General features: G+C 38.7%; 8 protein-coding genes. 4 read left to right on the plus strand and 4 right to left on the minus strand.

What is annotated here, in order from left to right; translation table 11 throughout:
* Positions 1–68: 68 nt before the first annotated feature.
* On the minus strand, positions 69–2,147 hold the full coding sequence (locus I6E85_RS10575) for a TonB-dependent siderophore receptor (RefSeq protein ID WP_024589664.1): 2,079 nt from the start codon (positions 2,145–2,147) through the stop codon (positions 69–71).
* A gap of 191 nt (positions 2,148–2,338) precedes the next feature.
* Here I6E85_RS10575 and dbpA point away from each other — a divergent pair, with 191 nt between their 5' ends.
* Positions 2,339–3,727 (plus strand): ATP-dependent RNA helicase DbpA, encoded by a 1,389-nt coding sequence (gene dbpA, locus I6E85_RS10580; protein WP_007580581.1) that lies wholly within the window; start codon positions 2,339–2,341, stop codon positions 3,725–3,727.
* Between the two features lie 22 nt (positions 3,728–3,749).
* Here dbpA and I6E85_RS10585 read toward each other — a convergent pair whose 3' ends face one another.
* Positions 3,750–4,322, minus strand: coding sequence for a DNA-J related domain-containing protein (locus I6E85_RS10585; RefSeq protein ID WP_024589665.1), 573 nt, complete (start codon positions 4,320–4,322; stop codon positions 3,750–3,752).
* 76 nt (positions 4,323–4,398) lie between these two features.
* Between I6E85_RS10585 and I6E85_RS10590 the strand changes: the two genes are divergently transcribed.
* Positions 4,399–7,218 carry an ATP-binding protein gene (locus tag I6E85_RS10590; RefSeq protein WP_024589666.1) on the plus strand — a complete coding sequence of 940 codons (2,820 nt, stop codon included), beginning with the start codon at positions 4,399–4,401 and terminating at the stop codon, positions 7,216–7,218.
* 63 nt (positions 7,219–7,281) lie between these two features.
* Here I6E85_RS10590 and rho read toward each other — a convergent pair whose 3' ends face one another.
* Together rho and trxA are read right to left on the minus strand one after the other, a co-directional pair.
* Complete coding sequence (gene rho, locus I6E85_RS10595) at positions 7,282–8,541, minus strand: transcription termination factor Rho (protein ID WP_002960945.1); 1,260 nt, start codon at positions 8,539–8,541, stop codon at positions 7,282–7,284.
* Between the two features lie 185 nt (positions 8,542–8,726).
* On the minus strand, positions 8,727–9,053 hold the full coding sequence (gene trxA / locus I6E85_RS10600) for a thioredoxin TrxA (protein WP_002960942.1): 327 nt from the start codon (positions 9,051–9,053) through the stop codon (positions 8,727–8,729).
* A gap of 91 nt (positions 9,054–9,144) precedes the next feature.
* Between trxA and rhlB the strand changes: the two genes are divergently transcribed.
* Positions 9,145–10,422, plus strand: a complete 1,278-nt coding sequence (gene rhlB, locus I6E85_RS10605; protein WP_002960940.1) for an ATP-dependent RNA helicase RhlB — start codon at positions 9,145–9,147, stop codon at positions 10,420–10,422.
* Positions 10,423–10,465: 43 nt separating this feature from the next.
* On the plus strand, positions 10,466–11,959 hold the full coding sequence (gene gppA / locus I6E85_RS10610) for a guanosine-5'-triphosphate,3'-diphosphate diphosphatase (RefSeq protein ID WP_010555420.1): 1,494 nt from the start codon (positions 10,466–10,468) through the stop codon (positions 11,957–11,959).
* The last annotated feature ends 563 nt before the right edge of the window (positions 11,960–12,522 follow it).

A 12,522-nucleotide genomic window follows, 5' to 3' on the forward strand; every position in this document is an offset into this window, starting at 1 on the left:
TTAGATATAAAAAAGCCCGCGTAAATGTACGCGGGCTATATTTTAAAGCTGTTATTTAAGGCATTTATTTAAAAGCTAAATTGCGCAGCTAAACGAAGATTTGTGCCCTCGCCAACAGTTACATTATTTGTGCCGCCACCACCTAAATAGCTTTTATCAAATAAGTTTTCGATGTTAAGGCGTAAGTTAATATCGGTATTGCTTAAGTTAAACTTATAAGTGGCGCCAACATCAACACGTGTATATGCATCTTTAGTAATTGTATTGGCGCTATCGGCAAAGCGCTCACCTTCGTAAAAAGCACCAGCATTAAGTGCAATGGCGTCGTTTAATTCATAACGCGTCCAAAGTGATGCCGACCATTTTGGTGCATCGGTAGGGCGTTTACCTTCCAATACTTCATCGCGTTCAAAGTTAGCATCTAGATACATAGTTGATGCCATAACAAATAAGCGGTCAGTAGCGGCACCTTGTGCGCTTACTTCAACACCTTTGTGGCGTTGTTCACCCACTTGGTTTGTTTCACTTGTGAATGAGCCAATAGGCGTCTCAAGTTGTTCGCTAACAAGAGTACCTTCTTTGCTAATATCAAAAATAGCACTGGTAAGCATTAGGCGGTCATCAAATAACTGCCATTTAATACCAATCTCTCTTTGCTTAGATGTAACAGCATCTAATTTCATGCCGTTATTTACATCTGTTTCATCAATCAGTGTTTCACTACCTTGAGGCTCAAAACCTTCTGAGTAACTAGCGTATATAGTTGCAGAAGCATTTGGGTGATAAAGCACACCTACTTTTGGTACAAATGATTCGTTATCATTTCCTGTGCTATTTTGTTTGTCGTAACGACCACCCAATGATAGTTGCCACTCAGGCGAGAACGAAATTAAGTCTTGAACGTAAATTCCGTAGTAGTCGTATTCAGTTTCGCTTACTGTATCATCTGTTTTATAGCTTACTGATGGACGAGATGGTTCTGCTTGTCCTGCAGAAAAATCAAAGTAGTCGGCAGAGGTACGGCGCTGTCCGTAGTAATAATCAAGCGAGTTTGCGCCAATTAAAAATTGGTGCTGTAAGCTACCTGTTTTAAATTCACCAATAAAATCAATAAATGCAGTTTTAAATTGCCAATCGTCAAAGCGATCATAAGGGCGAGATTCATAACTATCGCCTTCAGCAAAGCCACCTGGCATACGCGGTGCTGACTCAAAGCGTTGGCGTTCAAATGTTTGTTCGTTATAGCCAAGCTTTACTTGCCAGCTATCGGTTAAAAATACTTCTAGGTCTACACCTAGATTTTCTACGGTTATATCGGTAAACGCCCAAGACATATCACGGATTGTTTTATCATCACCAATTACATTGGCGTTTTCGTCTATCCATGCGCCAGTATCTAAACCGGCTTCGTCGTCTGTGCGGTCGTAATGCACACGTACTAATGCGTTGTCGCTAATATCGTAATCTACAACTAAAGCACCTAAAAAGCGGTCACGCTCGCGGTTTTCACCGTTTTGGTATTCACGCCAGTAATCAACATCTTGTTTAACTAAAATACCACGAGCACGTAAATCTTCTGATTCAGTCAATGCACCACTGGCATCTACCATAAAGCGAGTTGAACCATGCTGATCTACATCGGCACTGGCATTAAATAATGTTTGTGCTGTAGGCTTTTTAGTAACCATGTTCACCAAGCCACCCGGACCTGATTGACCATATAAAATGCTCGATGGGCCTTTAATTACTTCAACTTGTTGTAAAATTTCGATTGGTTGTTGGTAGTGCGACCAATGCTGATGCCCATCACGTAAATAACCTGTTGATGAGCTTAGCTCAAACCCGCGTAAGTTAAATACCTCACGATTTCGTTGTTGTGAGCCTGCAGTTAAGCTTGCGTCATTTGTGAGTACTTCGCCAAGGGTAGTGGCAAGTTGCTCACTAATAATAGTGTCGGTTATTACGGTTACAGATTGTGCGGTTTCAAGTAATGAAGCTGATGTTCTCATTGCGCCATTAGCGTTATCTACTTTGTAATCGTTAAAGTAGCTACCTTTTACTTCTATACGCTCAAGGTCAGTAGTGTTTGCGTATGTGTTTGTTGTAATGCTTGCTAATAGTGCTATGTAAAGAGAATTCAGTTTCATTGTTTGCTTCCAGCAGTGATATGTAAAAAACAATCGCGATCTTAATGCAAACTACTATCATTTTCAACATCTTTTGTTAACGTGCTTTATTATGTGTTTGTTAATGGTTGCTAATTACGAATTCTGCTATTATTAGCAGCATATTTAGTGGGGCTTTCCCCCACGTTATTTTTATTGCTATGGAACTTACTGTGACTTCAACTGCTTTTTCATCTTTGGCTTTACCAGCTGGACTCGTTGATAATTTATCAACACTTGGTTATGCGCATATGACACCTGTACAAGCGCAAAGTTTACCGCCTGTACTTGCTGGTAAAGACATCATTGCTCAGGCAAAAACCGGTTCAGGTAAAACTGCTGCGTTTAGCTTGGGTGTGTTAGCTAAATTAAACGTAAAACGCTTTCGTATTCAATCTTTAGTGTTGTGTCCTACTCGTGAGCTTGCCGAGCAGGTTGCGGTTGAAATGCGTAAATTAGCGCGCGGTATCCATAACATTAAAATATTAACGTTATGTGGCGGTGTATCAATTGGTCCACAAATAGGCTCGCTTGAACATGGCGCGCATATTATTGTTGGCACACCTGGGCGTGTTGATGACCATATTCGTAAAGGTACTTTACGTTTAGATGATGTTGAAACATTGGTACTTGATGAAGCCGATCAAATGCTTGATATGGGTTTTCAAGATACACTTGATGCAATTATTGAGCGTATCCCACAAAATCGTCAAACATTGTTATTTAGTGCAACATTCCCAAGAGCTATTGAAGCAATTGCTAAGCGTGTACTTAAAAATCCAGAAATGGTTAAAGTAGAAGAAGAGCAAGCCAAAAGTACAATTAAGCAGTACTTCTACAAAATGGATAATAATAAGCAGCGCTACCCAACGCTAAAATTATTATTACTTAAATTTACACCACAAAGCTGTGTTGTGTTTTGTAATACTAAAGTAGAAACACAACAAGTGTGTGACGATTTAGCTGATGAAGGCTTTAGTGCTGTTTCGCTACACGGTGATTTAGAACAGCGCGATCGTGAACGTACGTTAATTCACTTTTCAAATAAAAGTGCTTCAATACTTGTTGCAACCGATGTTGCTGCACGTGGTTTAGATATTGACGATATGGATATGGTGATTAACTACCATTTAGCACATGACACGCAAACACATGTGCATCGTGTTGGTCGTACAGGTCGCGCTGGTAAAAAGGGCATTGCATGTTCTATTTACGGTGAAGCCGAAGCGTTTAAAATTGCTCAAATAGGCGAACATTACGAACGCGATATTACTCCAGAGCAAATGCCACCATTTAATTTATTAGACAAGCCACCATACCGCCCTGAAATGGTTACTTTGATGATTGATTCAGGTAAAAAGCAAAAAGTACGTGCAGGTGATATTTTAGGTGCTTTAACGGGTAAAGATGGGGTTGCAGGTCGTCAGGTGGGTAAAATTAACGTACTTGATAACGTAGCGTTTGTTGCTGTTGAGCGTAACTCATTAAAACCTGCGCTTCGTAAATTAACCGAAGGCAATATTAAAGGGCGTAAAATACGCGCACGCCGCCTTACTCGTTAATTTAAACTTCTAAATTAATAGATTAACGAGCAGCTACCTTTAGCTGCTCGTATTGTATTTTTATTTTTTTAAACTCAACTTCACAGCCATTTGGTTTATCTGGGTGCACTTGTAATGCAAGTTGTCTCCAGCGCTTTTGAACATTTTTAAGAGTGAAATTTTCAGGTAACTTCCATTCTAAAGCCAATGCTTTAAATTCATTTTCATTTAAAGCCTGTTGTGGTGATGTCGTTTTAAACTGACGCCAAAAGCTATTTAAAAGCTCATCAATCTGATCTTCACTGGTATCGTAATTATGCCAATCTAAATAATAATCTCGCAAATTTTCGCTTGTTGTTACTAAACTATTATCTCCTTTTTCTAAAAGCTCGATATGCAGAGCTGAAATGAGTAAACTCTGAGGGCGTAATTGTGCCTGCAGTTGGTACAGTGCATTCATGATTAAAAAGTTACGTTTAAATAAATCACGTTCAGGACTTTTATCGAGAGTGGTCATAGCGCTGCGGTTTGTCAGTTCTGCTGCTAAAGTATGAACTTGCCAAACCTGCTTTGTTAGTATTAGCTCAAAAATCTCATCAATCAGTGGGTTAAGCATTGTTTAGGCCCTAGTAGTTGGTGTATCTTCAATAAAGATTACACTGATATAAGTAACGGTTTGAAGGATTAAAATTATGCTGGGCAAGTTAAAATGCCTCTTATTTACTATATGCTGTGTACTAATAGCTCCTAGCTATGCCCAAAATAATGATTCGTTATTTGAGCAATTCAAAAACGAAGTGCAGTGGGAGCCTAAATTACAATTAGCAAACATGCTACTTGCTAATAAAAATGCCTCCAAAAAAGAGCGTGTCGCTGTTTATTCGGCATTGGGTAATACTGCGTTATCGGTTGATAATTTTAAAGACTCATTACATTACTTTAAATTACTTGAACAACATACTTCGGGTACTTTCTTCCCTGATGAGCACTTTCGTGCAATTAAAATGCAAGGTGTTGTACTTTTTTATCAAGGCTTATTTCAAAAAGCGATTATTGAATATACCCGTACCCTAGCATTAGCAGAAAAGAATAAGCAATTACTAGAGCAGGCAAACTTATTAAATAATATTGGTTTGGCCTATTTTAATATGAATAAGCTAGGCGATACCCTAGAGTTTTATTTAAAAGCAAAAGCTATCTACGAGGCGTACGGCAGTGAGCAAGATAAAACCGATATACTACTTAATATAGCAGGCGTTTATATACGCTTATCACGCTACGATAGTGCGTTTGGTCTTTATCAAGATGTACTTAAGGTTTATCAACGATTAGATGATAAAAGCGGTATTGCGCAGGTATATAACAATATGGGTGTTGCCCATATGGAGAGTAATCAATTTGACTTAGCACTGCATTATTATCAGTTAGCGCTGCGCTATTATATTTCAGCTAATGATTACAATAAGTTATCTACACAATATACAAATTTAGCAAATACTAATTTAGTATTAAAAAAAGTGGATGAAGCGTACGAGCAAGCTAAATTAGGTGAGTACTACGCCCTTAAAATAGATAATCATAATTTAGAGCTTAATGCGCTACATGCGCTGGCTAAAATTCAGTTTGTTAAGGGTAACTTAGAAGAGGCGCAAATAAATTTAGATAGAGCTATTTTACTTGCTCATGAATATGGTAGTGAGCGAATAATTAGAGAGAGCTTAGGGGCCAAAGCACTTCTTGAAGCCAGTAAAGGCGATTATTCAAGCGCAATGGCTTTGCAACAAAAATATATTAGTGAGTTGCGAAAGCTTAGAAGTACGGCAATTATAAATGCACTAGCGGTACTTCAGCATCAATTTAAAGCAACGCAATTGAACCAAGAGATAGAAAAACTTAAGCAAGATCGCCGTGTGCAAGAGCTAAAAATGTCGCAGCGTTCTCAGCTTACTTTATTCTCTTTTTTACTATTACTTTTAGTTGTCGTAACTGGTATCGCGCTTTATCGCCGTGGTGCAGAAAAACGCGCTAAGCAGCAGTTAACAGAACAAGTTACGCAACGTACTGCAGAATTGCAGGCAATTGCACAAGAGCTGAGAGAAGCCAACGATGTTAAAAGCCAGTTTTTGGCTAATATTAGTCACGAAATTCGCACTCCACTAACGGCTATTTTAGGGCAAACAGATGCTTTGATTAATGAATTATATGAGCCTGAGTCACTTAAAGATGAATTAAGAGTAATTCAGCGTCACAGTGACCATTTAAAAAGCTTAATAAATGATGTACTCGATTTAAGTAAAATTGAAGCCAATAGATTAGAGTTAAATATTTCGTGCTTTGATATTGTAGAGCTGGTAAATGATGTGCACGCAATGTTTATCACCCAAGCAAAAGCAAAAAATCTACACCTTATTTTAGACAATCAAGTGGGTAATGAGTTTTACACTAAGCTGGATTTAATACGCGTAAAACAGATTCTTATAAACTTATGTGCAAATGCTATTAAGTTTACTCATTCTGGGCAGATCATTATTGCATTAAATAAGAGTGAGCAAGGACTAGTTATTATTGTAAAAGATACCGGTATTGGTATGAGCTCTAAACAGTTAAAGCTTATTTTTGAATGCTTTAGCCAAGCTGATAACAGCATTAGCCGTCGCTTTGGTGGTACAGGGTTAGGCCTTAGCTTATCGCAACAATTAGCTGCGATGATGGGCGGTTATATCAGCGTACAAAGCGAATACAAAAAGGGCAGTCAGTTTTCGTTCTTTTTACCGTGCGCAGAAGTAAATAAATCTCAAAGCATGATTGAAACTCAAAGTGCTCCTAAGGCAAATAAGCAATTGGCAGGTCGTGTCGTACTTGCGGAGGATCATCCTGATAATCGTAGGTTAATAAGTCGTTATTTACGCTCAATGGGACTCGAGGTTATTGCTGTTGAAAATGGTGAGCAAGCGGTAGAGCAGTGCTTAAAAGAATATCCAGATTTGGTATTGCTCGATATTCAAATGCCAGTGATGGATGGGCGTTCTGCTTTTCAGCTATTAAAACAATGTGGTTTTGAGCGACCTATTTTTGCTTTAACAGCAAATGCTATGAGTCATGAAGTGGATGGTTATTTAGAGTTAGGGTTTACTGGTTACTTAGGTAAACCGATAGACAAAGAGTCATTTTATAAAGCGCTTTCTAGTCACCTACATAATGCAGAAGATCAGCCAATTACAAAGCAAAATGAAGTTGATATGAGCGATCTTGTGATTAGTTTCAAGCAGAGCTTTGCTTTGGAGAGTGAAACGATTACGCAGCATTTTATAAGCGAAGATTTAGATGCGCTACAAAAAGATAGCCATCGCATTTTAGGGGCTGCACAAATGTTTGGTTTGGATGAAATTGCGCAATCGGCTAAAAATTTAGACAGAGCACTTCTACGCAGAAGCCAAAAAAGCAGTGCAAATGACTTTAAAGCGCTCGTTGATACGCTGCAGGGTGTACTTAAAAAGTATAATGAAAGTTAAACTGTATTTAATCCAGACATAAAAAAAGCGCCTAAGGCGCTTTTTTATTCAATTAAAACGCTTTTATTGGCGTCTCATCGAATCAAAAAATTCATCATTGGTTTTGCTCATCGATAGTTTATCGATTAAGAATTCCATTGCATCAATTTCTGACATGTCATGAACAATTTTACGTAAAATCCAAAGCTTTTGAAGTTCATCTGGTTTTGTTAGTAATTCTTCACGACGAGTACCTGAGCGGTTAAAGTCGATAGCTGGGAATACACGTCTTTCCGCAATTTTACGGTTAAGGTGAAGTTCCATGTTACCAGTACCTTTAAACTCTTCGTAGATAACTTCATCCATTTTAGAGCCAGTATCGATAAGAGCTGTAGCTATGATTGTTAAGCTACCACCTTCCTCAACGTTACGTGCAGCACCAAAGAAGCGCTTAGGTTTATGTAATGCGTTAGCGTCAACACCACCAGTAAGTACTTTACCTGATGAAGGAATAACGGTGTTATAAGCACGTGCTAAACGAGTGATTGAATCCAATAAGATAACAACATCTTTTTTATGTTCAACTAGGCGTTTTGCTTTTTCGATAACCATTTCGGCAACTTGTACGTGACGAGAAGCTGGTTCATCGAACGTTGATGCAATAACTTCACCTTTAACTAGGCGTTGCATCTCTGTTACTTCTTCCGGACGTTCATCAATAAGTAAAACCATTAATGTTACATCAGGATGGTTGTGCGTAATTGATTGTGCAATATTTTGAAGTAGCATTGTTTTACCCGCTTTTGGCGGAGCTACTAACAAACCACGTTGGCCGCGGCCAATAGGAGATGCTAAATCAAGTACACGGGCTGTAATATCTTCTTTACTGCCGTTACCACGTTCCATGCGAAAACGTTCGTTTGCATGTAATGGAGTAAGGTTTTCAAAAAGAATTTTAGTTCGAGAGTTTTCAGGTTTATCAAAGTTAACTTCATTTACTTTAAGTAAAGCAAAGTAACGTTCACCGTCTTTAGGTGGACGAATAAGACCTGAAATTGAATCGCCAGTACGCATGCTGAAACGGCGAATTTGGCTAGGTGAAACATAAATGTCATCTGGGCCAGCTAAGTAAGAGGCTTCTGATGATCTTAAGAAGCCGAAACCATCTTGTAAAATCTCTAATACACCGCCGCCGAAGATATTCTCTCCGCCTTTGGCATGGGATTTAAGAATGGCAAAAATGATATCTTGCTTTCTTAAGCGGGCTACGTTTTCGAGCCCCATGGACTCAGCTAAGTCTACAAGCTCTTTAATGGACTTGTCTTTTAATTCGCGTAAATGCATATTGGTGGGTTCTTTATTACAGTTGTCATACTCAAAATCGCTTTGATCGTTGAGTGAGGTTTGTTGAATATAACTAAGGATTAGTTGGCTTTATAAACTAGCAGTTCACTGGCAAAGCGTCCAGTCTTTATACAAAATAAATTTAAAAAAGGGCAAAAAGCCCTTTTTATTGTTCTAGCTTACAGTTAGATGTTGTTTTCTAAAAACTCAATAAGTTGAGTTTTTGAAAGAGCACCTACTTTCGTTGCAGCTACTTGACCATCTTTAAAAAGAAGTAAAGTAGGGATACCACGAATACCAAATTTTGGCGGTGTGCCAGCATTTTGGTCAATGTTTAATTTAGCAACAGTCACACGGCTGTCGTATTCATCAGCAACTTCGTGAAGAATAGGGGCGATCATTTTACAAGGTCCACACCATTCAGCCCAGAAATCTACTAGTACTGGTTTGTCAGATTGTAATACGTCAGCTTCAAAGCTATCGTCAGTAATTTGGATTATTTTCTCGCTCATTGCGCTCTCCGATTTAGTTAGGCGAAATATTTAGTGCGTATTTAAACACTCTTGTTTCTTATTGCAAGTTTAAACGTTATGCTTAAACGCTATGACTAAGACACATTTAACCGATAAAAAGTTTTCAGACTTTGCTATCGCACCGGAAGTGGTTGCCGGTTTAACCGAGAATGGGTTTGAATATTGCACACCTATTCAAGCAAAATGCCTACCTTTTATTTGTGATGGACGCGATATCGCGGGCCAAGCTCAAACAGGTACAGGCAAAACGTTGGCGTTTTTAACTGCCACGTGCCATCGGTTATTACAATCTAGCAAAGCACCTAGTAAACATCCAAGAGCCCTGATCATGGCCCCTACTCGGGAGCTTGCGATTCAGATACACAAAGATGCTAAAATTTTAGCGCCGCACTGTAATCTTAACTTAGGTTTAGTATATGGTGGCGAAGATTACGAAAAACAACGTGCACAACTAGAAAAAGGCGTTGATATTTTAATTGGTACTACAGGTCGTCTAATTGATCTGTATAAGCAAGGCTGTTACACCCTTAATGAAATTGAGGTAGTCGTGCTTGACGAAGCTGATCGTATGTTCGATTTAGGTTTTATCAAAGATATTCGCTATATGTTCGATCGTATGCCAGATACATCAAAGCGTTTAAACTTATTATTTTCTGCCACATTATCGTATCGCGTACAAGAATTAGCTTTTGAGCACATGACAAACCCAGAACATGTTCAAATTGAACCTGACGTTAAAACGGGTAAACGTATTCAAGAAGAGCTATTTCATCCTTCGCAAGAAGATAAAATTAAGCTGTTGTTAACCTTAATTGAAGAAGAATGGCCAGAGAAAGCAATCGTGTTTGCAAATACCAAGCACAGTTGTGAAACAGTATATGCTTGGCTTAAGTCAGACGGTCATCGTGTAGGTATGCTTACTGGTGATGTTAACCAGAAAAAACGCCAAACTATATTAGCGCAGTTTAGCAAAGGCGACTTAGACTTTTTGGTTGCGACTGATGTTGCAGCGCGTGGTCTTCATATTCCAGAAGTAAGTCATGTATTTAACTTTGATTTACCTGACGATTGTGAAGACTATGTTCACCGTATTGGTCGTACTGGCCGCGCTGGTGCATCAGGCCACGCAATTAGTTTTGCATGTGAGCAATATGCATATAACCTGCATGAAATTGAAGAATATATAGAGCACAGCATTCCTTTATCACATTATGATAAAACAGCATTGCTAGATGATTTAACTCAGCCTATTATTCAAAGAAAGCGCAACTATTCAACAGGTCCACGTAACCGTAGTAATAACAGCGGACGTCGCCCAAATAATAGTTACCAAAAAGGACGGTCGTAAACGACCGTTTGTATAAGTAGTAGTAACTAGAGGTTTTTGAACGGTGGGGCAACTTAAACCGCAAAAAAATGTGTACGCAGTTATTGATTTGGGCTCAAATAGCTTTCATATGCTTATAGCCAAATCAATTGCTGGCGGTCTACAAACAATTGGACGTGTTAAACGCAAAGTCCGATTAGCCGCAGGGCTTGATAAAGATAACGTATTGAGCACTGAAGCAATGCAGCGAGGCTGGGAATGCCTTGCCCTTTTTGCTGAGCGTCTACAAGATATCCCAGATAAAAACATCACCATAGTAGCAACAGCCACCTTACGGTTAGCAACTAACGCCGAAGTATTCAAAAATCATGCAGAAAAGATTCTTGGCCATAACATTAATGTTATTAGCGGAGAATTAGAAGCGCGCACAATTTATAAAGGTGTTGCTCATACTTCATCTTGTACTGGCAAACAGCTTGTTATTGACATTGGTGGTGCAAGTACCGAAGTTGTAATTGGTAAAGCATTTGATGCCTTACATTACAAAAGCCTCAATATGGGCTGTGTTACCTATCTTGAGCGCTACTTTAAAGATTGCCAATTAAGTAAGAGTAACTTTAACGCAGCCATAAAGGCAGCTCGTACAGTCATTGATGAAATTTCTCCAGAATATAAAACAGCGGGATGGCAAATTGCATCTGGTGCTTCTGGCACAGTGCAAGCAATTCAAGAAATTATGGTCGCTCAAAATCTTGACGATTTACTTACGCTTGAAAAGCTCAACACTATAAAAGAGCAAGCAATTGCATTTAGCACTATTGCAGCGCTAGACCTTCCTGGATTAAGTGAAGACCGTCGACTGGTATTTGTATCAGGACTTGCAATCTTAATCGCACTATTTGAATCTCTTGAAATAGAAAAAATGGGGTTGGCGGGTGGAGCACTGCGTGAAGGTGTTTTATATAGCATGGTTCCGGAGTTTCATAATAACGACATTCGTAAACGCACAGTTGATGGGTTTATGAGTCGTTATCACGTTGATCAAAAACAAGCGTGTCGAGTTTCAAGCTTGGCTATGCAGTTAGCGGTAAGTATTGATAAAGATTGGCCAATTGAAAGTTTAAATGGGTTACCACTATTAAAAGCGGTAGCGCAGCTTCATGAGATTGGATTACTAATAGAATATAAGCAGTACCATAAACACACTGCTTATATTTTGGAAAATACTGATATGCCTGGTTTTTCACAGTCAGAGCATAAATTAATAGTAGCGGTAGCGGATGCGCATCGTTCTGATTTTCCAAAAGGCTGTTTTAATTCACTCGGCGTAAATAGTCTATTAGCGCAATATATAGTGAGATTACTACGAATAGCAGTCATCTTATCAATGCGCAGACAAGATGACGTACTGCCTAAGTTTAAGTTAACTGCTAAAAATGAAGTGTTAGACCTTAAGTTTGAAAGTAACTGGTTAAAAGATCATCCATTAATGGCCAGCGAGCTACAACAAGAGTCTAAACAACAAGGTAAACTTGGGTGGAAGCTCATAGTAAACTAATTAAAAAGGCCCACCAGGGCCTTTTTAGTGTTTAAAGTAACCATTTCGATGCAAATATGTGCGAACAGCACATTATTTCAAGTTTTCTTCAAAAAAGGGTTGATCTGTTTTCGGATCTCCCTATAATGCGACCCCACTGAGACGGGAAACGCCAACGCATAGCGAGGCACGAACAACTCAGGGTGTTAAGTAAAACTTAGTTTGAATCTTTTTAGAAAGTTTAAATTTAAGTGTTGACAAAAAAATAGGAAAGCGTAATATGCGCAGCCCTAGCGAGATAAAGTTTGACTTTATAATCGCAACGTTCTTTAACAATATAAAGCAATCATCTGTGTGGGCACTCGTACAGATTGAGTTCTAACAGCCAACCTACTTAGGTAGCGAGGCAAATAAATTAGAGTCTCAATTGAAAACTGAGTGACCAACAGAATAGTTATTTCGGTAATTATTCGGCACAGTCAATTCAATATCGAAAGATATTAAAATAAATTCAGAATTCATTGAGCTGTCGAAAGACATAAAACTTTTTAATTGAAGAGTTTGATCATGGCTCAGATTGAACG

Source organism: Pseudoalteromonas sp. NZS71, from assembly GCF_015864715.1.
GTDB classification, from domain to species: Bacteria; Pseudomonadota; Gammaproteobacteria; order Enterobacterales; family Alteromonadaceae; genus Pseudoalteromonas; species Pseudoalteromonas arctica.

Coding starts and splice junctions, on each gene's coding strand:
- I6E85_RS10575 (WP_024589664.1), bottom strand. CDS start 2,147: ATGAAACTGAATTCTCTTTACATAGCACTATTAGCAAGCATTACAACA.
- trxA (WP_002960942.1), bottom strand. CDS start 9,053: ATGAGCGAGAAAATAATCCAAATTACTGACGATAGCTTTGAAGCTGAC.
- rho (WP_002960945.1), bottom strand. CDS start 8,541: ATGCATTTACGCGAATTAAAAGACAAGTCCATTAAAGAGCTTGTAGAC.
- I6E85_RS10590 (WP_024589666.1), top strand. CDS start 4,399: ATGCTGGGCAAGTTAAAATGCCTCTTATTTACTATATGCTGTGTACTA.
- I6E85_RS10585 (WP_024589665.1), bottom strand. CDS start 4,322: ATGCTTAACCCACTGATTGATGAGATTTTTGAGCTAATACTAACAAAG.
- rhlB (WP_002960940.1), top strand. CDS start 9,145: ATGACTAAGACACATTTAACCGATAAAAAGTTTTCAGACTTTGCTATC.